This is a genomic window from Euryhalocaulis sp. (assembly GCF_013911995.1).
In the GTDB taxonomy this organism is placed as follows: Bacteria; Pseudomonadota; Alphaproteobacteria; order Caulobacterales; family Maricaulaceae; genus Euryhalocaulis; species Euryhalocaulis caribicus.
In genome coordinates this window covers 1-21,352 of the sequence record NZ_JACESD010000023.1, presented here as the reverse complement: position 1 = coordinate 21,352, position 21,352 = coordinate 1, and the positions used below count along the sequence as shown (strand labels likewise).

At 64.6% G+C, this 21,352-nt stretch carries 23 protein-coding genes and 1 pseudogene; 10 read left to right on the top strand and 14 right to left on the bottom strand.

From position 1 onward, the window contains the following. Position 1: 1 nt before the first annotated feature. Positions 2-589 carry a hypothetical protein gene (locus H2040_RS07875; protein WP_022698437.1) on the bottom strand — a complete coding sequence of 196 codons (588 nt, stop codon included), beginning with the start codon at positions 587-589 and terminating at the stop codon, positions 2-4. A gap of 118 nt (positions 590-707) precedes the next feature. Between H2040_RS07875 and ispH the strand changes: the two genes are divergently transcribed. The 6 genes from ispH to H2040_RS07845 all read left to right on the top strand — a co-directional run bounded on the left by ispH (position 708) and on the right by H2040_RS07845 (position 4,869). Then, positions 708-1,667: a 4-hydroxy-3-methylbut-2-enyl diphosphate reductase gene (ispH, locus tag H2040_RS07870; RefSeq protein WP_022698436.1), complete on the top strand. Its 960-nt coding sequence runs from the start codon at positions 708-710 to the stop codon at positions 1,665-1,667. Beyond that, complete coding sequence (locus H2040_RS07865; RefSeq protein ID WP_287156589.1) at positions 1,664-2,089, top strand: DUF1801 domain-containing protein; 426 nt, start codon at positions 1,664-1,666, stop codon at positions 2,087-2,089. Before ispH ends, H2040_RS07865 begins: the two co-directional genes overlap by 4 nt. Then, positions 2,086-2,655 (top strand): hypothetical protein, encoded by a 570-nt coding sequence (locus H2040_RS07860; RefSeq protein ID WP_022698434.1) that lies wholly within the window; start codon positions 2,086-2,088, stop codon positions 2,653-2,655. Before H2040_RS07865 ends, H2040_RS07860 begins: the two co-directional genes overlap by 4 nt. Beyond that, entirely contained in the window at positions 2,652-3,092 is a 441-nt protein-coding gene (rnhA, locus tag H2040_RS07855) for a ribonuclease HI (protein ID WP_022698433.1), read from the top strand. Before H2040_RS07860 ends, rnhA begins: the two co-directional genes overlap by 4 nt. A gap of 5 nt (positions 3,093-3,097) precedes the next feature. Next, positions 3,098-3,991 carry a PhzF family phenazine biosynthesis protein gene (locus H2040_RS07850; RefSeq protein WP_287156588.1) on the top strand — a complete coding sequence of 298 codons (894 nt, stop codon included), beginning with the start codon at positions 3,098-3,100 and terminating at the stop codon, positions 3,989-3,991. A 77-nt stretch (positions 3,992-4,068) separates the two neighbouring features. Further along, on the top strand, positions 4,069-4,869 hold the full coding sequence (locus tag H2040_RS07845) for a hypothetical protein (protein WP_287156586.1): 801 nt from the start codon (positions 4,069-4,071) through the stop codon (positions 4,867-4,869). Positions 4,870-4,872: 3 nt separating this feature from the next. On the opposite strand, the gene H2040_RS07840 is transcribed toward H2040_RS07845, so the two are convergent. The 3 genes from H2040_RS07840 to H2040_RS07830 form a co-directional block, all read right to left on the bottom strand. After that, the gene (locus tag H2040_RS07840) at positions 4,873-5,343 is read right to left on the bottom strand and encodes an NfeD family protein (RefSeq protein ID WP_287156585.1); all 471 of its coding nucleotides are present in this window, start codon (positions 5,341-5,343) and stop codon (positions 4,873-4,875) included. Positions 5,344-5,346: 3 nt separating this feature from the next. Beyond that, positions 5,347-6,282 (bottom strand): SPFH domain-containing protein, encoded by a 936-nt coding sequence (locus tag H2040_RS07835; RefSeq protein ID WP_287156584.1) that lies wholly within the window; start codon positions 6,280-6,282, stop codon positions 5,347-5,349. A gap of 101 nt (positions 6,283-6,383) precedes the next feature. Then, positions 6,384-6,866, bottom strand: a complete 483-nt coding sequence (locus H2040_RS07830; RefSeq protein WP_022698428.1) for a peroxiredoxin — start codon at positions 6,864-6,866, stop codon at positions 6,384-6,386. Positions 6,867-6,977: 111 nt separating this feature from the next. Between H2040_RS07830 and H2040_RS07825 the strand changes: the two genes are divergently transcribed. Together H2040_RS07825 and pgi are read left to right on the top strand one after the other, a co-directional pair. Continuing rightward, positions 6,978-7,580: a YqgE/AlgH family protein gene (locus tag H2040_RS07825; protein WP_287156583.1), complete on the top strand. Its 603-nt coding sequence runs from the start codon at positions 6,978-6,980 to the stop codon at positions 7,578-7,580. A 13-nt stretch (positions 7,581-7,593) separates the two neighbouring features. After that, a complete protein-coding gene (gene pgi / locus H2040_RS07820) occupies positions 7,594-9,207 on the top strand; it encodes a glucose-6-phosphate isomerase (protein WP_287156582.1) in 1,614 nt (537 codons plus the stop codon). An 8-nt stretch (positions 9,208-9,215) separates the two neighbouring features. Here the strand turns inward: pgi and H2040_RS07815 are convergent, their stop codons facing one another. Beyond that, positions 9,216-9,641 (bottom strand): beta/alpha barrel domain-containing protein, encoded by a 426-nt coding sequence (locus H2040_RS07815; RefSeq protein WP_287156580.1) that lies wholly within the window; start codon positions 9,639-9,641, stop codon positions 9,216-9,218. A 279-nt stretch (positions 9,642-9,920) separates the two neighbouring features. Between H2040_RS07815 and hisS the strand changes: the two genes are divergently transcribed. Beyond that, the gene (hisS, locus tag H2040_RS07810; RefSeq protein WP_287156578.1) at positions 9,921-11,429 is read left to right on the top strand and encodes a histidine--tRNA ligase; all 1,509 of its coding nucleotides are present in this window, start codon (positions 9,921-9,923) and stop codon (positions 11,427-11,429) included. Here the strand turns inward: hisS and H2040_RS07805 are convergent. Both H2040_RS07805 and H2040_RS07800 read right to left on the bottom strand, forming a co-directional pair. Next, on the bottom strand, positions 11,423-11,593 hold the full coding sequence (locus H2040_RS07805; RefSeq protein ID WP_022698422.1) for a hypothetical protein: 171 nt from the start codon (positions 11,591-11,593) through the stop codon (positions 11,423-11,425). The genes hisS and H2040_RS07805 overlap by 7 nt on opposite strands. Positions 11,594-11,716: 123 nt before the next feature. Beyond that, the gene (locus H2040_RS07800) at positions 11,717-12,241 is read right to left on the bottom strand and encodes a hypothetical protein (RefSeq protein ID WP_287156574.1); all 525 of its coding nucleotides are present in this window, start codon (positions 12,239-12,241) and stop codon (positions 11,717-11,719) included. 166 nt (positions 12,242-12,407) lie between these two features. On the opposite strand from H2040_RS07800, the gene H2040_RS07795 reads away from it, so the two are divergent. Further along, complete coding sequence (locus H2040_RS07795; protein ID WP_287156571.1) at positions 12,408-12,830, top strand: DUF2141 domain-containing protein; 423 nt, start codon at positions 12,408-12,410, stop codon at positions 12,828-12,830. Between the two features lie 58 nt (positions 12,831-12,888). Here H2040_RS07795 and H2040_RS07790 read toward each other — a convergent pair whose 3' ends face one another. The 7 genes and pseudogenes from H2040_RS07790 to H2040_RS07760 form a co-directional block, all read right to left on the bottom strand. Next, positions 12,889-14,394 (bottom strand): PepSY-associated TM helix domain-containing protein, encoded by a 1,506-nt coding sequence (locus H2040_RS07790; protein ID WP_287156570.1) that lies wholly within the window; start codon positions 14,392-14,394, stop codon positions 12,889-12,891. A gap of 5 nt (positions 14,395-14,399) precedes the next feature. Further along, positions 14,400-15,008: a hypothetical protein gene (locus H2040_RS07785; RefSeq protein ID WP_287156569.1), complete on the bottom strand. Its 609-nt coding sequence runs from the start codon at positions 15,006-15,008 to the stop codon at positions 14,400-14,402. A gap of 3 nt (positions 15,009-15,011) precedes the next feature. After that, entirely contained in the window at positions 15,012-17,117 is a 2,106-nt protein-coding gene (locus H2040_RS07780) for a TonB-dependent siderophore receptor (RefSeq protein WP_287156568.1), read from the bottom strand. 220 nt (positions 17,118-17,337) lie between these two features. Then, a complete protein-coding gene (gene groL / locus H2040_RS07775) occupies positions 17,338-18,987 on the bottom strand; it encodes a chaperonin GroEL (RefSeq protein ID WP_287156567.1) in 1,650 nt (549 codons plus the stop codon). 91 nt (positions 18,988-19,078) lie between these two features. After that, complete coding sequence (gene groES, locus H2040_RS07770; RefSeq protein ID WP_022698415.1) at positions 19,079-19,372, bottom strand: co-chaperone GroES; 294 nt, start codon at positions 19,370-19,372, stop codon at positions 19,079-19,081. 271 nt (positions 19,373-19,643) lie between these two features. Continuing rightward, positions 19,644-21,041: a dihydrolipoyl dehydrogenase gene (gene lpdA / locus H2040_RS07765; RefSeq protein ID WP_287156563.1), complete on the bottom strand. Its 1,398-nt coding sequence runs from the start codon at positions 21,039-21,041 to the stop codon at positions 19,644-19,646. A 70-nt stretch (positions 21,042-21,111) separates the two neighbouring features. Beyond that, a pseudogene (locus H2040_RS07760) lies at positions 21,112-21,352 on the bottom strand (hypothetical protein); the annotation flags it as partial.

Here is a 21,352-nt window from a genome sequence, read left to right as displayed (position 1 = left end):
CCTATTCGGACGGGGCCTGGATGATGCCTTCGCGGAATCGCTTGCCGAGACGGTTATATTCGAGCTGCTGCTCGTTCACCTCGAACCCGACAATGATCTCGAAATTGGTGCCGGACGTGGTCTCGCTGGCGCGCGGGATCACGATATTATCGATCGTTTCGGTCTTGTAGACGCGGTCGCGGCCATTGAAGTCCACGCGGATCGGGAAGACCTGCTTTTCGATCACGGCCAGATCCTTGCGGGTCACCGCGACGAAATAATTATAGACGTGCTCGTCCCCGCGGGCGTTGGGGCCGCGGCCGAAACCGAAATCGATCTCCAGCTCCGCGCGGATCGGCTGCTCGCCGTAATAGCGGCAGAAGCTGCGCACGCCGTTGATTTCGCCCGTGAAACCGACATTGGCCATGGTTTCCGCGCCATCGATCTTGACGATGCGCGCGGCGTCGAACAGCGCCTGCGCGTTCGGGCACGGCCCCGGATTGGGGTTCTTGGCGTCGCCGAAACGGAAGACTTCCTTGGTGGACTGACATCCGGCAAGGGCAAGGGCCGAAACGGCGAGAGCGAGGATCAGGCGGACATTATGCGTCATTGAGCTTATCAGAGATCTTTCTGCGCTGAGGCCGTCGCCCCGCGCCTATAGACTTGCTAGACCATGGGCCTCATATCGTTTCACTCGATGAACCGCAACGCGAAGCGTGCGTAAAACCATGCCCGACGCCGCACAACCTACCAAACAGCCCATCACGCTGCTGCTGGCCGCGCCGCGCGGATTCTGCGCCGGCGTCGACCGCGCCATCCAGATTGTCGAGCGGGCGCTCGATAAATGGGGGCCGCCCGTCTATGTGCGGCACGAGATCGTGCATAACCGCCATGTCGTGAACCGGCTGGAGGAAATGGGCGCGGTGTTCGTGGAGGAGCTGGACGAATGCCCGGAAGACCGCCCGGTGGTGTTTTCCGCCCACGGCGTGCCCAAGGCGGTGCCCGAGCGCGCCGAGCGCCGCAACATGATCTATGTCGACGCCACCTGCCCGCTTGTGTCCAAGGTGCATGTGGAGGCCGAGCGCCATCACCGCGCCGGGCTGGAGATCGTGCTGATCGGCCATGCCGGCCACCCGGAAGTGATCGGCACGATGGGCCAGTTGCCGGACGGCGCGATGCACCTGGTCGAGACGGTGGACGATGTCGAAAAGCTGAACCCGCGCGATGCGGACAAGCTGGCCTTCGTGACGCAGACCACGCTGTCGGTCGATGACACCGCCGATATTGTCGCCGCGCTGAAAGCCCGCTTCCCGGCGATCACCGGGCCGCACAAGGAAGATATCTGCTACGCCACAACCAACCGCCAGGCGGCGGTGAAGGCGATGGCGGCGCGCGCGGATCTGGTTCTTGTGATCGGGTCGGAAACCTCCTCCAACTCCCAGCGGCTGGTGGAGGTGGCGCTGAAGGCCGGGGCGCGGGATGCGCGGCTGGTGGAGAACGCCAGCCGGGTGGACTGGGAGGCGGTCGCCAGGGCCCGCACCGTGGGCCTGACCGCCGGGGCCTCCGCCCCGGAAGTGCTGACTGACGAATTGATCGCCGCGGTGCGCGAGCGCTTTGACCTGTCGGTCGAGGAATTGCGCGTGACCGACGAGAATGTCGTCTTCAAGCTGCCCAAGGCCGTGGCGTGAGTTCCGCTGAAAACAAGACCAGGCCGACCGGCGCGGACGTGAGCGCGTTTCTGGACGGCGTGGAGCCGGCGCGGCGGCGCGAGGATGCGTTCGCCGTGCTGGATATGATGCGGCGGATCACCGGCGAGGAGCCCCGGCTCTGGGGCCCGTCCATCATCGGGTTTGGCGAGTATCACTACAAATACGAGTCAGGCCGCGAGGGCGACTTCATGCGGGTGGGGTTTTCGCCCCGCAAGGCCAATCTGGTGCTCTACATCATGCCCGGCTTCGCGCGCCATGACGCGCTTCTGGACCGGCTCGGCAAGCACAAGACCGGGAAATCCTGCCTGTACATCAACAAGCTGGACGATGTGGACCGGGACGTTCTGGAAACGCTGATCGCGGAATCCTGGGCGGCCATGGCCAAAAAGTACGGCGCGTGAGCGAAGCCGCGTCCGATACGTCCCGCAAGCGCCTCAATATCGTCGCGCTGGCCCTGGCCCTGCCGTTCGCGGGATTTGCCACTTTCCTGCTGCATGAGGGCGGGCACTGGGCGGCGGGGGAGCTGCTGGGCCATGACATGGCGCTGGGCCTGAACCGGGCCGCGCCGGTGGACGCCGAACCCGGGCCGACACAGGCGGCGCTGCTGATCATGATCGCGGGCGGCGTCGGGGTGACGCTGGTTCAGGGGCTGATCGGCCTGCTGATCCTGCGCTGGTCGGCGGCGATTGGTTATGCGGTGGTGTTCTTCGCCTTCTTCATGCGGCTGATGGCGCTGGGGATCACCGTGGCGGTCAACCCGAACGACGAGGCGCAGATCGGCCTGATGCTGGGCGTCGGGCCTTATATTCCGCACATCGTGGTGGTTCTGGCCCTGCTGGGGGTGACGATCGTGGCGGCGCGGCGCGCGGGCGCGGGATGGGCGGCCAATGTGCTGGCCTATCTGGTCGGCTCGGCCACCATCACCGCGATCGTTTATCTGGATACGGTCATCGGACGGATTTTGTGAGCGGCAAGACAGTCATCATTCACACGGACGGCGCGTGCAGCGGCAATCCCGGCCCCGGCGGCTGGGGAGCGTTGCTGGAATGGAACGGGCACGAAAAGACGCTGAAGGGCGGCGAGGCGGAAACCACCAATAACCGCATGGAGCTGCGCGCCGCCATCGAGGCGCTGAATGCATTGAAGCGGTCCTCGCAGGTCGAACTGCATACCGATTCGACCTATGTCATGAAGGGCATCACGGAGTGGCTGCCCGGCTGGAAAAAGCGTGGCTGGAAGACCGCCGCGAAGAAGCCGGTGAAGAACGCCGATCTGTGGCAGGCGCTGGATGAAGCCGCCGCGCGCCACACAATCGACTGGCGCTGGGTGAAGGGCCATTCCGGGCACGAGAAGAATGACCGCGCGGACGAGCTGGCCCGCGCCGGGATAGACGAGGTTCGCTGAACGCTATGAGCCGCCGCTACCTGACCGTCGATGTGTTCACGGACCGCCGGTTCGGCGGCAATCCGCTGGGCGTGGTGTTCGACGCGGACGGTCTGGACACCGACCAGATGCAGGCCATCGCCCGCGAGTTCAATTATTCCGAGACGACCTTCCTGCTGCCGCCGCGCGATGGCGGCCACACCGCGACATTGCGCATTTTCACCCCGGCCCGCGAAGTGCCCTTTGCCGGCCATCCCAATATCGGCGCGGCGCTGGCCGTGGCCTGGGAGGGGGAATTGTTCGGCCGGGAAATCGGCGACGAGATCGTGTTCGACGAGAAAGCGGGGCTGGTGCGCATCGCCATCACGCGGGAAAACGGACAGGCCGTTTCCGCCGAGCTGACCGCGCCCGAGCCCTACCGGACGGGCGGGGAGATCGGCCGGGACTTCGTGGCGCGCTGCGCCGGGCTGTCGCCGGACGATATCGCTGTGGACCGGCACAAGCCGGTCGTCGCCTCGGTCGGCCTGCCCTTCACGTTCGCGGAGCTGAGAGACTCGTCGGCGCTGGAGCGCGCGAAGATCGGCCCCGTCGAGACGTTCAAGGCCCTGCCCGCCAACGCGCATGACCTGATGATCTATGTCCGCACGGGCGAGGGACATGTGCGCGCCCGCATGTTCGGGCCGCTGGACGCGGTGCCGGAAGACCCGGCGACGGGAAGCGCCTGCGCCGCCTTGATGGGCCTGACCGCGCATCTGGACCCGGCGGAGAATGGCGAGGTGACGCTTTCCATCCGCCAGGGCGTGGAGATGGGCCGCCCCAGCCGGATCGAGGCGCGGGCGGAGAAAAAGGACGGCGCGGTGACGGCGGTGCGCGTGGCCGGCGGCGCGGTGGCGGTGATGGAAGGCCGCCTGCTGGACTGAATAAGCCGGGACGCGCTTTGTCCCGTCACGCTTTGCCGGTAACCTTCCCTTGAAACGGCTTCAACGGGGAGAAAGTCATGATCCGCTTCATTGCCACGCTGGCCGCCGCGCTGATCGCGCTGCCGGCCTTTGCCGGGACGGTGTTCGACGTGGAGCACCGCAACGCCGCCGGGGCGGTCGACCATACCAGCCAGATCAAGGTGGATGGCGGAAAGCTGGCCATGGAGATGATGTCCGCCGGCGAAGAGGCCCCGGAAGGGCGTATGATCTTCCGCGGCGACCGGACGCCCCAGGAAATGATCGTCATGAACGATCAGGAGCGCAGCTACATGGTGTTCACCGCCGAGGGCATGGGATCCATGCAATCGCAGATGAACAGCGTGATGGAACAGGCGCTGGCGAACCTGCCGCCCGAACAGCGCGCCGCGGCCGAGGCCGCCATGTCCGGTCAGGGCATGGGCGCGATGATGGGACAGGCCCCGGCGAGCGATTGGCGGTTCCGCGCCACCGGCAAGAGCCGCGACGTCGATGGCCGCCAGACCACGGGCTATGAATTGCTGAAGGACGGCGTGCGCCAGATGGTGTTCTGGACGGTTCCGGCGAGCAGCTTCAATGGCGGCGGCGATCTGGGCCGCACCTTCGACAGCCTGAACGATTTCTTCGAGGCCCTGCCGATGATCGGCGACGCGGCCGGGCCGATGTACGACCTGGACGCGATGGATGGCCGCGTGCCGGTGCAGATCGAGGAGATCGGCGCGGACGGCGCCGTGGAGGCGACCACCACGATCAGCGAAGGGCGGAGCATGGATATCGCCGCCTCCGTGTTCGAGCCGGACCCCGGCTATACCCGTCAGGAAATGCCGGGCATGGCGCAGTAGCGCCTAGCCCGCGGCGCGCGGGATTACCCGCACCAGCGAGGATTCCACCGATGTGACGGTCAGGCTGGTCCCGGCCGCGACATCGGACGCGCCGTCCAGCTCCGCCGTCCATTCCACGTCGCCGATCTTCACCCGGCCGAGGCCGTCGCGGAAATCGTTCAGCGCGATGGCGCGGGCGCCGACCATCTGCTCCCGCGGGCGGTTGAGATTGGGGGCGCTGGACTTGAACAGGTTCGGCCGGACAAAGCGGTCGCCCAGCACGGTCAGGGCGATGGTCAGGCCGGCGAAGATCAGCCACTGGAACTGCCAGGGCAGGTCTATGCCGAACACGATCACGCCCGTGGCAAAGGCTGCGGCGGCGGGCCAGAGCAGGTAGGTGGTGCCCGTCAGCAGCTCGGCGATCAGGAGGACGGCGCCGAGGATGCCCCAGCGCCAGATCGTCATTCCCTCCAGAAATTCGACCACAGCATTCATGACCTAGCCCTCCTCTCTTGTTTCGGCGGACTTGGCGAATTTCGCCAGTTCGCCGATGCCCGAGACGGTGGAGGCGAGGCTGGAAAGCTCGGCCGGCAGGATCAGCGTTCTCTGCTGTTCGCTGGTGGCCAGCTTCTCGAACGCTGCGACGTATTTCTGCGCCACGAAATAGTTGAGCGCAGCGACGTCGCCCTTGGCGATGGCCTCCGAGACGGACTCGGTGGCCTTGGCTTCGGCCTCGGCGGAGCGTTCGCGCGCCTCGGCGTCGCGGAAGGCGGCCTCGCGGCGGCCCTCGGCCTCCAGGATCTGGGACTGTTTCTCGCCCTCGGCGCGCAGGATGGCGGACTGCTTGTCGCCTTCGGCCTCCAGAATTTCGGCGCGCTTGATGCGCTCGGCCTTCATCTGGCGGGCCATTGCCTCGGTTGTGTCGGGCGGCGGGGTGAGGTCGCGGATCTCGATCCTTGTGACCTTTACGCCCCAGGGATTGGTGGCGGCGTCGATCACGCCCAGCAGGCGGGCGTTTATGTCGTCCCGGCGGGAGAGCACCTCGTCCAGATCCATCGAGCCGACCACGGTGCGGATATTGGTCATCGAGAGATTGACCACCGCGAAATCCAGATTATCGACGGCGTAGGCCGCCTGCGCGGCGTCCATCACCTGCACGAACACCACCGCGTCGACCGAAACCATGGCGTTGTCGCGGGTGATGACTTCCTGATTGGGGACGTCAACGACGCGCTCGCGCATTGAGATCTTGAAGCCGACGGCGTCGATGAAGGGGGTTATGAAGTGCAAGCCGGGTGTGAGCGTGCGCGTATAGCGCCCGAAACGCTGCACCGTGTATTCCATGCTCTGCGGCACGACCTTGATCGTGCCGGTCACCAGGATCAGCGCCAGCACAACGGCGGCGATCACAAGTCCGGTAAAGGCGAAGTCCATTTGCGTCCCTCCAACAGGCAGAATCCTCTGCCGCTAGAATGGCCGATATGGACAGGGAAGTAAGGGGAAATCGCCCCGGGCGATTCCCCTCTTGTTGCTTCCTAGAGCTGTTCCAGCATGTGTTCGGCGCTGGAAACCTGGAAATCGCCGGGGGCTTCGACGTTCAGCTTTTTCACCACGCCGTCCTCGACCAGCATGGAGAAACGCTGGGCGCGGGTGCCCATGCCGAATTTGGAGCCGTCCATCTCAAGGCCCAGTTTCTGCGCGAAATCGGCATTGCCGTCGGCCAGCATCTGGACGTCGCCGCCCGCGTTCTGGTCCTTGCCCCAGGCGTCCATCACGAAAACATCGTTCACCGACATGCAGGCGATGGAATCAACGCCTTTCGCTTTCAGGTCGCCGGCTTTCTGGACGAAGCCCGGAAGGTGCTTGGCCGAGCAGGTGGGCGTGAAGGCGCCGGGAACGGAGAAGAACGCCACGGTCTTGCCGCCGAACACGTCCGCGGTGGAGAGCGGCTGCGGGCCTTCGGGGCCCATGGTCATAAAGGTGGCTTCGGGCAGCGTGTCGCCTTCTTTGATGGTCATGTTCGGTTCACTCCATTTATGGGTACGGTTATCGGGTTCGCCCTCTAGATAGGGCCGATGCGCCGCAGCGAAAAGCGTTTTGCCGGTTTTAAAAAGCGGCGCGTCCCCATTATGATTGCGGACATGGAAGAGACGCCGGAAGAAAAACAGACCGAGAAAAGCCCGCTGATCGGCCAGATGCTGATCGCCACGCCCGCCATCGGCGACGAGCGGTTCGAGCGCAGCGTGATCGTGGTGTGCGCGCACAGCGACGATCACGCCATGGGCATCGTGGTGAACAAGCCGATGGGGGAGATCAGGCTGGGCGACCTTCTGGACCAGCTGGGGATCGAATCCACCATCGAACTGCCCGACCGTCAGGTGCTGGCCGGCGGGCCGGTGGACAAGGAGCGCGGCTTTGTCCTGCATTCCGACGACTATCATTCCGACGATTCCACCGTTGGCATCCGCGACGGGCTGGGCCTGACCGCGACCAAGGAAGTGCTGGAGGCCATCGCCTCCGAAACCGCGCCGCAGCAATCCACGCTGGCGCTGGGGTACGCCGGGTGGTGGCCGGGGCAGCTGGAGGAAGAGTTGCGCGCCAGCGCGTGGCTGACCTGCGAGGCCAGCGAGGCGCTGGTGTTTGGCGAGGATCTGGAGACCAAGTGGGAATCCGCCCTGCGCTCCATCGGCGTCAATCCGGCGATGCTGTCCTCCATGACCGGCATGGCCTGAGCCGCGCGCGCCGATGAGCCCTGACTGGACTCCCGTAAACGCGGCGGCGGACCGCCTGTCGAAAACCACGCTCGCCGCCCTCGCCGATTCCGATGAGGGCCGGTTCGGGGCGTTCAGCCATGCGCTGGACGGGCTGCTGATCGATTTCTCACGCCAGAAGCTGGATGCGGTAGCGCTTGAGGCGCTGACCGGGTTCGCGAAGGCGCGCGGGTTCGAGGATTTCCGCACCCGCCTGTTCGCGGGCGAAGCGGTGAACGCGACCGAGGGCCGGCCCGCCCTGCACATGGCGTGGCGCGCCGATGGCGGAGCGGAATATCCGGCGGCGGGGCCAGACATCGCGAAATCGGTGACGGACGAGCGGGCGCGGATGCGGGCGCTGGCGGACGGCATCCGGTCCGGCGAGATCACGGGCGCGCGCGGCCGGCCGATCCGGCAGGTTCTTCATCTGGGGATTGGCGGGTCGGACCTCGGGCCGCGCCTGGTTTATGACGCGCTGAAGCACGAGCGCGACCCGCTGATGACGCTGCGCTTCGCGGCCAATATCGACCCCGCGGAGCTGAATGACGCGCTGGAGGGGCTGGACCCGGAAACCACGCTGGTGATCATCGTCTCAAAGTCCTTCACCACGCCCGAGACGCTGACAAACGCCCGCCACGCCCGGTTCTGGCTGGAACAGGGGCTGGGCGATGCGGAGGCGGCGAAGGCGCAACTGGCCGCGGTCAGCGCCAATCCGGAAAAGGCGCAGGAATTCGGCGTGCCCGCCGACCGTATCTTCGGCTTTCAGGACTGGGTGGGCGGACGCTATTCGCTGTGGTCCTCGGTCAGCCTGTCGCTGGAAATCGCGCTGGAGGCCGGGGCGATGGACGCGCTGCGCGCCGGCGCGGCGGCGATGGACGCGCATTTCCGCGACGCACCGCTGGACCAGAATATCCCGCTGCTGAAAGCGCTGACCGATCTGTGGAATGCGCGGGCGCTGGGTTATCCGACGCGCTGCGTGGCGCCCTATTCCACGCGGTTGCGCTTGCTGCCCGGCTTCCTTCAGCAGCTTGAGATGGAATCGAACGGCAAGGGCGTGGCGCTGGACGGATCGCCGGTGGCCGCCTCCTCGCCCGTTGTCTGGGGCGCGGAGGGGACGAACGCGCAGCACGCCTTCTTCCAGCAACTCCACCAGGGGCCGCAGGGCGCGCCGGTGGATTTCATGGCCGTCAAGGAATCCCGCGAGGCGCGGGACGACATGCAACGCGCCCTGCTGGCCAACTGCATCGCGCAGGGCGAGGCCCTTATGCGCGGGCGCAGCGCGGAAGCCGTGCGGGCGGAGATGCAGGCCGGCGGCGCGGATGAAGCGGAGATCGCCCGGCTGGCGCCGCACCGCGTCTGCCCCGGCGACCGCCCCTCCACCACGTTCATCCTCGACCGGCTGGACGCCAGGACGCTGGGCCTGCTCCTGGCGCTGTTCGAACACAAGACCGCCGCCGAGGGCGCGCTGATTGGTGTAAACAGTTTCGACCAGTACGGCGTGGAGCTGGGCAAGACGCTCGCCAGACGCGCCCTGCCCGCCATCGAGGGCGAAACGGATCAGGGCGTCGACGCAACCAGCGCTGCGCTGATCGCGCATTTGCGGCGCTGAGTAATATTTTAGTTGTTGTTGTCGCCGCTGTATTTCTCAGCTTCCGAAGATCTGACGACATAGCCGGATGGCGTGCGCACAAGGTCTTTCGCCAACGGGATTGCTCCGGATGGCATGATCGGAAGCGCCCTCGTATCGGGCCATGTTTTCTTGATCCTGGGCACAAGCGCTTCCCTGAAACGCGCTGACCTGTCCGGATCCTGACCGAGTGAGAATGATATCCAAATACGTCCGACATGGTCTTTGTAATCCATGGCCGACGCTATTAGCTCTTCATCATTCTCGCCTCTCCAGATGCCTGCCCGAAATGTAATCGGAATTTCCGCAAACACTTTTAGTTCGTCCGGAGTCGCGACATCGACATGAAAGCCGTGTGCTTGAGCTTCTTCCCTCAAAAGTTCGACAAAGCGGGACTTGTCTGTTTCGGTCGGCAAAGGAACTTCATATGACGCAACGGTTCTCGCCCATGGCGGTTGCTCTACAGAGCATCCAGCGAGAAAGAACGCCAAGCACAGAACAAACCGGAACATCTGGAAAGATTTGAATATAGCTTCCTGACGGTCAATGAGCTTTAGGTTTGAAGCTTTTCACCGTCGAGGTTACGCACGCCACCAAGCTTCAGCGGTTTCAGTCATTCGGCGCTGCGCTGATCGCGCATTTGCGGCGATGACCCCCTCGCCTTTCGCGGCGTGGCGCGCTAACTCCGCAGACCTATGGCCAAGAAAGACAAACCCTTCCGCCCCAAGGCGCGCCGCCCGCGCGGTTTCGAGGACCGCCCCGCTGATATCCTGAAGGCCGAGCGCGGCCTGGTCGCGCGCGCCGGCGAGGTTTACGAGGCGCATGGCTTCATGCCGCTGGCCACCGGCGCGTTCGAATATGCCGACGCGCTGGGCAAGTTCCTGCCGGACGAGGAGCGCCCGAACGAGGGCGTGTTCGCCCTTCAGGACGATGACGAACAGTGGATGGCGCTGCGCTATGACATGACCGCGCCGCTGGCCCGCTATGTCGCCGAGAATTTCGACGGCCTCGCCAAGCCTTATCGCCGCTGGCAGGCGGGCAGCGTGTGGCGCAACGAGAAACCCGGGCCGGGCCGGTTCCGCGAATTCACCCAGTGCGACGCCGACAGCGTCGGCGCGCCGGGCCCCGAGGCCGACGCCGAAATGGTGATGCTGGCCGCCAAGGTGATGGAGGCCGCGGGCCTTGGCGAAGGCGACTTCGTGGTGCGCGTGAACGACCGCCGCCTGCTGGACGGGGTTCTGGATCTGGCCGGGGTCGGCGACGCGGCGCAGAAGGGCCGCGTCCTGCGCAGCCTGGACAAGCTGGACAAGTTCGGCTGGGACGGCGTGGCGCAACTTCTGGGCGGCGGGCGCAAGGACGAGTCCGGCGACTTTACCGAGGGCGCCAGGCTGGACGATGCGCAGATCGAGGCGGTGAAGCGGTTTACCGAAGCCTCAAGCGCCTATGACTCCGGCGCGGCCGACCCGGCGGGCGAGACGATCCGCGCGCTTGGCGCGGCCCTGGACGGTTCCCAACAGGGCGAGGCGGGCGTCGCGGCGCTGGGCGTCATCAACGATATTTTGAAGGGCCTCGATTTCGGCCCGGCGCAATTCCGCATCGACACCTCCGTTGTCCGCGGCCTTGGCTATTACACCGGCACGGTGTTCGAGGCGGAGCTTCTGAAGACCGCGACCTATGAGGACGGCAAGCCGATCCAGTTCGGCTCGGTCGGCGGCGGCGGGCGGTATGACGATCTGGTCTCCCGCTTCAAGGGCCAGCCGGTGCCCGCGACCGGGTTCTCCTTCGGCGTGTCGCGGTTCGCCGCGGCGCTGCGGGCGCTGGAGAGCGGCGAGGCGTCGAAGTTCGGCGGTCCGGTCGTGGTGCTGGCGCTGGAGGACGGACAGGCGGCGGAATATTTCGGCATGGCCGCGGAGATCCGCGAAAAGCTGAATGTCCCGGCGGAAGTCTATGTCGGATCGGGCCGGAATTTCGGGAAACAGTTGAAATACGCCGACAAGCGCGGCGCGCCGGTGGCGGTGATCGTCGGCTCCGAAGAGCGCGAGAACGGCCAGGTGACCATCAAGGACCTGGCGCTGGGCGCGAAGCTGTCAGCGGAGGCCGAGACCCGCGAAGAGTGGCTGGCCAACGAGCAGCAGAAAACGGTGCCGCGCGGGGAGATGATCGAGACCATCTCCCGCGCGCTTTCCCGGATGAAGGATCAATAGAAGGGCGGCGGAGTCCGCTCTTTCTTCTTTTCCTTCTTGGCGGCTTTCTCGGCCCCATCGGCCGAGCTGGCCATGTCATTGCCCGCGGGTTGGGTGGCGCAGCCGGCGAGGCCGGCCGTGGCCACGGAAACCGCGATGAGCGCAGCGGTGATCGTTTTCGTCATGGGCGTAGTCCCTTCATTGCCTAGACGAGCAGCCCGCTTTTCCTAAATGCCTGCCAGCGCCTGTCGCGATGCTGGCGGGCGGGTGAGCGTTTGGTAATCGGTTCGACAGATTGGGCGCAGACGTTACAGGCCGACCGCTTCCTTCATCTCGCGCTTGAGGCTGCGCGGGGCGTCATCGATATCGTCGATGAAGTCTTCCGCGCCGTCAGCGTCCGAGCCATTGATGACGACATGGGCGGTATCGCCGCCCGGCCCGTCATCGCGGGCGTCAACGACAACCGATCTGTCGCCGCCCGGCGCGTTGACCACGACACGGGCGCTTCCCGAACCTTCCTCCTCATCAGCGTAGATGGAGATGCCGAAGAGCTTCATTTTCAGCTCGCCGGGATCGCTGTCCGCGATGTCGGCGGCGTCCAGCGCGTTGCGATAGGTCTCGTCCGCGTCCGCGCCCGTGGTCAGACGGGCGGAATCCTTGTCCTCGCCATCGCTCCACATGGCGGCGGAGAGGCCGTCCTCATTATTGCGGACATAATGGACCACGCCGTTCTGGTCGGAGGCGATAACCTCCAGATCGAATGGCTGGTCAGCCGCAATGGCCGGCGCGGCGGCAAACGCCGCAGCAATCGCGGCCAGAATAAAGCGTTTCATGATGTTCCTTCCGATGGGTCCCTGGTTCCATCGGCAGCCCGAACATATTGATAATCGATAAAATCACCTCGCGCAACGAAAAAAAATGCCGGCAGCAGCATTGACTCTGATAAATGACTTTGTTTATTAAAGTACTTGTCGCTAACCGATACCCAAGGAGACAGACATGAAAAAGACAATCGCTATCGCCGCCGCCCTCAGCGCCCTTGCCGCGCCGGCCTTCGCCGGGGACATCGCGCTGACGATCAATGGCGTTCAGCCGGAAGGCGGGAAGGTTCTGGTGTCCCTGCAGACCGAGGAGCAGTTCATGACGCGGGAATACGCCGCTTCGGACATGCTGGACGGCGCGCAGGCTGGAACGCTGACCACGACGCTGAAGGACGTGCCGGCGGGTGAGTACGCCCTTTCCATTCTCCATGACGCCAATGGCGACTGGAAGATGGATTTGAGCGAGCAATATCTGCCGCAGGAAGGCTGGGCGATGAGCGGCGAGGTGAAGATGAACCGCCCGCCGCAATTCTCCGACGCCCGCTTCACCGTCCAGGAAGGCGCGCAGGCGGTCTCGCTGGACATGAGCTATCCCGAATAGGGCGAGCGCTTTCCACAAAAGGCAAAGGGCGGCGGGTCTTCCGCCGCCCTTTTTCCTGTCAGTTTGCCCGCGGGGATTCCTCAGCCCGCCGCGGCGGCAGGGCGGAGAGGCGGGAGCGCAGCGAGCCGGAGGCGGAAACCGCCAGCGCCAGCCCGGTGAGCAGGAAGATCGCCGTCACCCAGAAGGCCGCCGGCGCGTCGAATGATCCGCCATGACGGACGGCGTGGACCAGCGCGGCGAGAATGACGAGACCGCCCGACCCGGCGCGGGCAATCCGCGAAACCGCGTCCGGACGGGCCGCGACCATGGCCGCGATGATGAAGACCATCAGGGAAAGCCAGAAAATGGCGGTCAGCGCGCCGCCCTCAAGCCCGGCGGCGGCATTGCCCAGATAGGCGAATCCCAGCGCGGCGGGCATGCCCCAGACAATGGCCGTCCAGGCGCAATCCAGACGAACCGCCGGACGGCCCTTCTCCGCGCGTTTGAGAAAATAGATGCGCATGCCGCTGGCAATGATGACGGCCAGCGCCAGTCCCAGCAGGACATATATCGCCTTCACCGGGATACCGCCGAAGGAGCCGAAATGGAGCTGATAGAGGGATGCGGAGACTTGCTGGCCGATGGCGCCGTCCGACATGCCGGTCGTGCTCTGGAACTCGCCCGCGGCGTTGTAATTGTAATATTCCCCGAAAATCACCCGGTCGGGATGTTCGGCGATGATCTGGATATGCTGGCCCGCCGTCTGCGGGTCGTGGACGATCACATAGGTCGGGATGGCGTTGTGGCCCTGCGCTTCGAAATGGCCGAGCGCGGCGGAAACATCGGCCAGTTGCGCCGGGCTTTCGTCGGGCGGCGGCTCGGACCCGAAGACCGGTTCGAACACCTTTCCCGTGTCGCCGTTGAAATTGGCCAGCGCAATGCCGAACGCCACGATGGAGGCGAGGCCGAGAATGGCCCCGGTCGCGGAGACGGCGATGTGGAACGGCGCTGTCCAGACGCTGAGCCGGTTATGCAGATCCGCCTGGGTCAGCCGTCCGCGCCCCAAGCGCATGGAGAAAGCGTCTTTCAGGATGCGCGGATGGGCCAGAAAGCCGGTCATCGCCATGGCGACCATCATCACGCCCAGAATACCCACAATGGTCAGGCCCAGCACGCCCGGAATGTGCAGGTAGTAGTGCATGTCCAGCACGAACTGGGTCCAGGGAAAATGCTCCCGCCCGGCGAGCGAGCCATCGCTATTGGCGAAGGCCGCGCCGTGATCGGTGGTGATGACGGAGCGGGGAAATTCCGCCGTGGGAAGGCCGACATAGAGGTGGGTGGTGGACTGGCCCTGACGGTCGATAATGGCCTGGGCGGCGCGTTCGGCCGCGTCCGGGGACAGGGCGGCGATCTCCGGCGCGCCCGGTTGCTCCCATCGCTCCAGTTCCTGATGGAAGACCAGCAGCGTGCCGCTGATCGTCAGGATATAGAGCAGCGCGGAGACGGCGACGCCGATCGCCATGTGCCCGGAAAGGGCTTTTGCGACGAAGCCCGGGGCCATTTTCGGCCAGATTGTCTTAGCCATCGGGATCAAGCCCCTCCCCCGGGCAGCAGGAATATGTGCGCGGCGCTGATCGCGGCGAAAGCGGCCACGAGCGCGCTCTTGCGCACAAGACTGTTATCCATCGCGACCCATGAGGCCAGCGCGGCCCATGCGGTGACCGCGAAGATGAAGGCCGCCGCCCCGGTATCGGCCGCGCCGACGCCGGCGCCGGTCAGGAAACGATAAAACGAGATGGTCAGCAGGATCGCCGCCGCGCCGGCCAGCGGGCCGGTCAGCAGCGTGACATAGGTGATGCGAAGCGGCGTGCGCCATGACATTCGGCCGGGGGAAATTTCCTCCGCCGCGGAGGGCTCTCGCGGTTTCCGGCGCTTTGCCGGCATGACGATACTGACCGTGACGGCGGCCAGCGCGATGACGCACGCCGCCAGGATGCCGAGAATGATTCCCCGGTCCGGCCCGCCCAAGGCAGACCAGGGAACCATCGCCCCCGCAAGGAGGGCCCATCCGCCAAGGATGGATGGACCGCGATTGCCTGCGCGCCGCCGCCACGCCCGCCGCAGCAGGTAGAGGCCCGCCGCGATCATGGCCGTTCCAGCCAGCGCCAGACCAGGGGAGGGAAGCGCGCCGGGCAGCATCGCCTAGAACCGCTTCGCCAGACGGGCGACAACGGTGCGCCCCTCGCCCGGGAAGCAGTCGCCGCGGGCAAGGCAAGTGGCGAAATATTCCTTGTCGGCGAGATTGCGGGCATTGACCGTGAAGTCCCAGCCTACGGCGCGGTAGCCGATCATGGCGTCCGCGACCGTGTAGGAGTCATTGACGATCTGCACGCGCTCTCCGGTGAACGGGTTGATGCCGTTGCTCTCGTTCTCGCCGGCATAGCGCAGGCCGAACCCGGCGCGGAAATTGGCCAGGGGGCCGGCTTCCGGCTGATACATCGCCCAGGCGGAGGCCTGCGTCTCCGGGATGCTGGAGAGCGGGACGCCGTTCGGATCCTCGGTATCCAGGGCGCTGAAATTGCCTTCCAGATACCAGTCGCCCAGCGTCGTCAGGGCTTCCAGTTCGAACCCGGTGATCTTGGCCACGCCCTCCTGTTGCGAGGGGGCGGTCGGCAGGGCGGCGGGGTTCGACAGGTTGGACTGTTCGATGTCGAAATACGCCGCGGTGATATAGGTGCGCGTGCCCGGCGGCTGGTATTTCAGGCCCGCCTCGTACTGGCGGCCTTCCTGCGGCTTCAGATTATCGCCGGTGACCGTATCGACGCCCAGAACCGGCTCGAAGGATTCGGCGTAGCTGAGATAGGGCGACAGGCCCATGTCGAACTTGTAGATCGCGCCGACCGAGAAGCTGGTGGCGTCGTCTTCCTGGGTGGCTGAGCCGTTGTCGCTTTCAACCGTGTCGAAGCGCACGCCGCCGTTCAGGAACAGATTCCCGATGGAGACCTGGTCGTTTATGTAAACGCCCAGGTCTTCCGTCGTGGAGGGCGGCGTGTCGACCGGTTTCAGGTTCTTCACCGCCTCTGAGAGCGGGCCATAAACGGGATTGAAGACGTTTATGACCTCGCCAAAATAATAGCCGACATCGCTGTCGGTCTGGACGTCCTGCGCGTTCACCCCGGCCAGAAGTTCATGCCGGATCATGCCGGTCTGGAACTGCGCCCGCAGCCGCACATCGGCGGAAAGCTGCTGGGACGAGGCGTCGCCCGCATACCAGGTGCTAAGGCCGTTTCCGGCGGCGTCGATGCGCGGAACGCCGGCCCCGGCGAAGCTGACCCAGCGCTGGCTGTAATCGGCCATGCCGTTCTTGTAGCGGGCCGTCCCCTCGACCGAGAAAATCTCGTTCAGCTCATGGCTGCCCATCAGGGTCAGGGAGACCGAGTCGGTGTCGTATTTGTTGAAATCGGGATGGCCGAGATAGGTGGAGGGCTCAATCTCCTCGCCGCTGGCGCTCTCGAGATAGGTGCCGGTCAGCGGCAGGAACTGGCCGGCCGTGTCGGATTCCGATTCCTGGAATTCGGCCAGCACGGTAAAGCGCGTGGACGGGGCGGGCTGCCAGGTCAGGGAGGGCGAGATGACCATGGAGTCATCGTTGACGTAATCGATCTGGGTGTCGGAGTCGCGATAGAGCGCCACGACGCGGCCCGAGAGGCCGCTATTATCGCCAAACAGCGGGCCGTTGATGTCCGCGCCGACCTGGAAACGGTCATAGGAGCCATATTCCACGACCAGCTCGCGGCGGGGTTCCGGATTGGCGATCTTGGACACCACATTCACAATGCCGCCCGGAGAACCGCGCCCGTAAAGAACCGAGGCCGGGCCTTTCAGGACCTCCACCTGCTCCAGCATGTAAATGTCGGAGCGGGTGTTGTTGTAGAAGCCGAACAGGACCTGGATGTTGTCGCGGTATTCCGGCACGTCGAGACCGCGCACCGTGGCGAAGTCGCCGCGCGTGGCGAACCCGTAGGTGTCGCCCGAGACGCCGGCCGTGTAGGTCAGCGCGTCATCCAGCGTCAGCGCGCCCTTGGCGCGGAACATTTCTTCGGTTTCGACCGAGACCGAACGGGCGGTCTCAAGGATCGGCGTGTTGGACTTGGTAACGCCGAACTGGGACAGCATGCCGGTGACGACGACTTCATCGACCGCCGTGGCGCTGTCTTCATTTTCGTTATCTACCGATTGCGCGAATGCGGCGTTGCCGGCCGCCAGGGCGAGCGCCAGCGCGCCCCATGAAACAGATGAAATCTTCACGAAAAACAAGTCCCCCGAACGTGATCAGCGCGAAACCGGGCGGCCGCGCTATTTGCGAATAATTCTCATTTGCCTCATATCGGGGGCAGTCTGTTATTGCAAGGCATTCTCAACAAGAAAATGCTGCTGATGCGAAGAAAATGACAGGCGCATAGGAAAAGGGCGGCCCCGATGGAGCCGCCCTTCCCTTTGAAGCGTAAGGCTTTGAAGGTGGCTGGACTTAGAAGCCCATGCCGCCCATTCCGCCCATGTCGCCCATGTCGGGCGCGCCGCCGCCGGATTTCTCCTTCTTCGGCGCTTCGCCAATAGCGGCCTCGGTCGTGATGAACAGGCCCGCGACCGACGCGGCGTCCTGCAGAGCATGACGGACGACTTTCGCCGGGTCGATAATGCCCGCGGCGATCAGGTCCTTGTACTCTTCAAGCTGGGCGTCAAAGCCGAACTTGTAGTCATCATTTTCCAGCAGCTTGCCGACAACGATGGAGCCTTCGACGCCGGAGTTGGCCGAGATCTGACGGATCGGGGCCTGCAGGGCGCGGCGGATGATCTGGATGCCCGCGTCCTGGTCCGGGTTTTCGCCGGTGAAGTCTTCCAGGATCTTGGAGGCCTTCAGCAGGGCGACGCCGCCGCCCGGCACGATGCCTTCCTCGACGGCTGCGCGCGTGGCGTTCAGCGCGTCGTCGACCCGGTCCTTCTTCTCTTTCACTTCCATCTCGGTCGCGCCGCCAACACGGATGACCGCAACGCCGCCGGCCAGCTTGGCCAGACGTTCCTGCAGCTTTTCCTTGTCGTAATCGGAGGACGTGTCCTCGATCTGCGCGCGGATCTGGTTGGTGCGCGCCTCGATCGCGTCCTTGTCGCCAGCGCCGTCAACGATCGTGGTGTCGTCCTTGGTGATGGTAACTTTCTTGGCCGTGCCGAGCATCTCGGTCGTGACGTTCTCCAGCTTGATGCCGAGATCTTCGCTGATGACTTCACCGCCGGTCAGGGTGGCGATGTCTTCCAGCATGGCCTTGCGGCGCTCGCCGAAGCCCGGAGCCTTGACGGCCGCGACCTTCAGGCCGCCGCGCAGCTTGTTGACCACCAGGGTGGCCAGGGCTTCGCCTTCAATGTCCTCGGCGATGATCAGCAGGGGACGGCCCGACTGAACGACCGATTCCAGGATCGGCAGCATCGGCTGCAGGGAAGAGAGCTTCTTCTCGTGCAGCAGGATCATCGGATCCTCGAGATTGGCCACCATTTTCTCGGAGTCGGTGACGAAATACGGGGACAGGTAGCCGCGGTCGAACTGCATGCCTTCGACGACTTCCAGCTCGGTCTCGAGAGACTTGGCTTCCTCAACCGTGATCACGCCTTCATTGCCGACCTTGCCCATGGCCTTGGCGATCATGTCGCCAATTTCGCGGTCGCCATTGGCGGAGATGGAGCCGACCTGGGCGATTTCCTCGGAGCCGGAGATCTTGTTGGCGTGGGACTTGATGTCCTCGACGACCTTCTTCACCGCAGCATCGATGCCGCGCTTGAGGTCCATCGGGTTCATGCCCGCGGCCACGGATTTCATGCCTTCGCGGACGATGGACTGGCCCAAGACCGTGGCGGTCGTGGTGCCGTCGCCGGCTTCGTCATTGGTGCGGGACGCAACTTCGCGCAGAAGCTGGGCGCCCATGTTCTCGAACTTGTCCTCAAGCTCGATTTCCTTCGCGACGGAGACGCCGTCCTTGGTGGAGCGCGGCGCGCCGAAGGATTTTTCGATGATGACGTTGCGGCCTTTCGGGCCCAGCGTGACTTTCACGGCATCGGCCAGAATATCGACGCCCTTGAGCATGCGATTGCGGGCGTCGGAGCCGAAATGAACTTCTTTGGCAGCCATTTCGTGAGTTCCTCTTGTTTTCTAATTCGTGCGTTTTGTTCGGGTATCAAAAAAACCGCTTGCGGCCGGATGGCCTTTTGCGAAGCGGTTTCTAGCCGGCGTTCATGACGCCGAGGATGTCGGATTCCTTCATGATCAACAGCTCGTCGCCGTCGATCGTGATTTCCGTGCCCGACCACTTGCCGAACAGGATGCGGTCCCCCGTCTTGACGTCCGGGGCGATCAGTTCGCCCTTGTCGTCACGCGCGCCTGCGCCGACGGCGACAACTTCGCCTTCCTGCGGCTTTTCCTTGGCGGTGTCGGGAATGATGATCCCGCCCTTGGTGGTTTGCTCTTCCTCCACGCGCTTCACCAGCACGCGGTCATGCAGCGGACGAAAATTCATCGGATTACCTCTGCTCCCGTAATATTGAGACTTAGCGTTTTTCGTGAGCCGGTGAGCGCCGTTAGCACTCTATGATCCCGGCTGCTAACAGAGGGCTAGGTAGGGGCGAAGCCGGGGATCGTCAAGAGATTCCGGCGGATGATTTTTTCGCTTTTGCGGCAAGGGTTTAGAATCGTTGCGGCGATTGGCGTGGTGATGCCATTGCCGCCCGCGCCGGATATGAAAAGGGCAGGGAAACCCTGCCCTTTTCTGTTTGAACCCTGGAAGCGCGTCAGGCCTGCATCGTCCAGCCTTCGACGCCCATGGCCGCCTGGCGCACGGCCTCCGACATGGTCGGGTGGGCGTGGCAGGTGCGGGCGATGTCCTCTGACGCCGCGCCGAACGACATGGCGAGCGCAGCCTCGGCCACCAGCTCCCCGGCGCCGACGCAGATCAGGTGGACGCCCAGAACCGTGTCGGTCTTCTTGTCGGCCAGGACCTTCACCATGCCTTCGGTCGTGTGGTTGGTGCGGGCGCGGGAATTGGCCTGCATCGGGAATTTGCCGACGGCGTAGTCCACGCCCTCTTCCTTCAACTGGTCTTCCGTCTTGCCGACCCAGGCGATCTCCGGGTTCGTATAGACGACGCCCGGGATCAGGTTGTGGTCGACATGGCCCGGCTGGCCGGCGATCAGCTCCGCCGCGGCGACGCCCTCTTCCTCGGCCTTGTGGGCCAGCATGGCGCCGGTGGTGCAGTCGCCGATCACCCAGATATTCTCGACGCTGGTCTTCAGGCCGTCATTGACGATGAAGCCGCGCTCGTCGGTCTTCACGCCGGCCTTGTCCAGGCCCAGACCCTCGGTGAAGGGACGGCGGCCGATGGCGACCAGAACCGTGTCGGCCTCGATGGTTTCCTTGTCGCCGCCCTTGGCGAGCTCGATATTCACGGAAAGGCGCTTGCCCTTCTCCACGCCGGTCACTTTCTGACCCAGCTTGAACTCGATGCCCTGTTTCTTGAACGTGCGCTGGGCGGTCTTGGCGAGCTCGGAATCGACGCCCGGCAGGATGCGGTCGAGATATTCAACGACCGTGACTTCCGCGCCCAGACGCCGCCAGACCGAGCCAAGCTCAAGCCCGATAATGCCGGCGCCGACGACGACCAGCTTGTCCGGCACATTGTCCAGCGCGATGGCCTGATCGGAGGTGACGATGCGCTCGCCGTCGATCTCAACGCCCGGCAGCGGGGTGACTTCGGAGCCGGTGGCGATGACGATATGCTTGGCTTCCAGCGTCTTCTCGCCGTCATCGCCTTTCACCGACACCTTGCCCTTGCCGGCCACCGCGCCCTTACCCTTGATCCAGTCGACCTTGTTCTTCTTGAACAGGAACTCGACGCCCTTGGTCAGGCCGTCCACGGCTTCGGATTTCTGTTTCATCATCTGGCCGAGATTGAGGGAGAGTCCCTCATACTCCACGCCCAGACCCTCGAATTCATTCTTCGCGCCTTCATAGATTTCGGAGGCGTGCAGCAGCGCCTTGGACGGGATGCAGCCGACATTCAGGCATGTGCCGCCGAGCGTCTTGCGGCTTTCAATGCAGGCGACCTTCAGGCCCAGCTGTCCGCAACGGATGGCGCAGTTATAACCGCCCGGTCCGCCGCCAATGATCACCACGTCGTATTTGTCGGCCATTCTTGTCTCGTCCTGAAAGTCGGTGGAAGGGATCGCGTGAGAGGCGAGGTATGACCGATTGCCGTGAAGGTCAACGCTTTGAGGCTTGCATATCCATCGTATCGGCCATGCGTTCGGCGGCCTCGATCAGGCGGGGACCGGCGCAGGGCCAGAGCCCCCCGGGAATTTCGGCGCGCGGAGCGGCCAGGATGCGCTGCATCGCCGGGTGGCGGGCGCGGCGGAATTGCTGGCTGGCGTAGCCTTCACGGAAGTAGGAGGCGACGACCATGTCCGGCGCGAGCGCGGTCAGGCGCTCCGGCTGGCCGATCGCC